General features: G+C 32.4%; 2 protein-coding genes. Both read left to right on the forward strand.

Annotated elements, in window-relative coordinates:
* Positions 1 to 212: 212 nt before the first annotated feature.
* Positions 213 to 482 carry an AbrB/MazE/SpoVT family DNA-binding domain-containing protein gene (locus AC3AX0_RS08180; protein WP_487549807.1) on the forward strand — a complete coding sequence of 90 codons (270 nt, stop codon included), beginning with the start codon at positions 213 to 215 and terminating at the stop codon, positions 480 to 482.
* Complete coding sequence (locus AC3AX0_RS08185; protein WP_487549808.1) at positions 466 to 810, forward strand: type II toxin-antitoxin system PemK/MazF family toxin; 345 nt, start codon at positions 466 to 468, stop codon at positions 808 to 810. Before AC3AX0_RS08180 ends, AC3AX0_RS08185 begins: the two co-directional genes overlap by 17 nt.
* The last annotated feature ends 155 nt before the right edge of the window (positions 811 to 965 follow it).

Consider the following 965-nt stretch of genomic DNA (forward strand, 5'->3'; position numbering starts at 1 on the left):
ATATTAAGTAGGTCCTGATAAACAAAAGTTGTAACACAAGGAGATTGTTAGGCATCTGCCCTACATATTGAAACAGATCATTGAGCCAACTTTCAATTGTTGGCTCTTTACAATATTCTGATTTGTAGGGTTCCTGATCTTTATTAAGTCGCTGTATAAATTGACTACTACGAATGGAAATGATACAATGTAGATACAAAGGAGGCGATAATATGTTGGTAACACTTAATAAGTGGGGAAACAGTGAGGCAATAAGAATACCTAAAATTATAGCTGATGCATTAGGGATTCATTGTGGAGATAAAGTTGAATTAACATTAGAGAATGAATCGCTGATTATAAAAAAACCTGATTTAAAGGGAAGAGAGTTGGTTGCGAATTTATTGAAGGATTTTGAAATGAGTGACATCCAATTGAAAGAACAAACTGATGAATGGGACTTTGTTGGTGAGGAAGAATGGGATTATGAAGAAGATAAATAATAGACAAGTGCAACAAGGAGATATATATTGGGTATCTTTAAATCCTACAAAAGGTCATGAGCAACAAGGTCGACGACCTGTTCTAGTTGTCAGTAATGATATTATAAATACTAAACTTGTTTTAGCTCTTATAGTTCCAATTACAAGTAGTGAACGAAGAATACCATTACATGTTGCTATTCCTGATGGCTTTTCTATAAAAGGTTATATAAAGTGTGAGGAAATTAGAGCGGTAGACTTAGCTCATAGAAATGCGGAATTTATTGTGAACTGCAGTGATAAAGACTTTTTTAAAAAGTGTCTTGCTATCATGGAGGGGTTATTTTAATAACCTTACAATAACACTAAATAGTAATTTAGATCAGCTGCATAAGCAGTTGATTTTTTTTTTTTTTTTGAGAAATTCTGATTTGTGGGGATGAAGAATTTGCAAGACAAATACAGGAAATTAAATTTATTATTTGATATCCTTAGATAGAACTC

Source organism: Dethiosulfatibacter sp. (assembly GCF_983023055.1).

Bases quoted from the DNA above. Each gene is read 5' to 3' on its own strand.
- AC3AX0_RS08180 (WP_487549807.1), top strand. From the start codon at position 213: ATGTTGGTAACACTTAATAAGTGGGGAAACAGTGAGGCAATAAGAATA.
- AC3AX0_RS08185 (WP_487549808.1), top strand. From the start codon at position 466: ATGAAGAAGATAAATAATAGACAAGTGCAACAAGGAGATATATATTGG.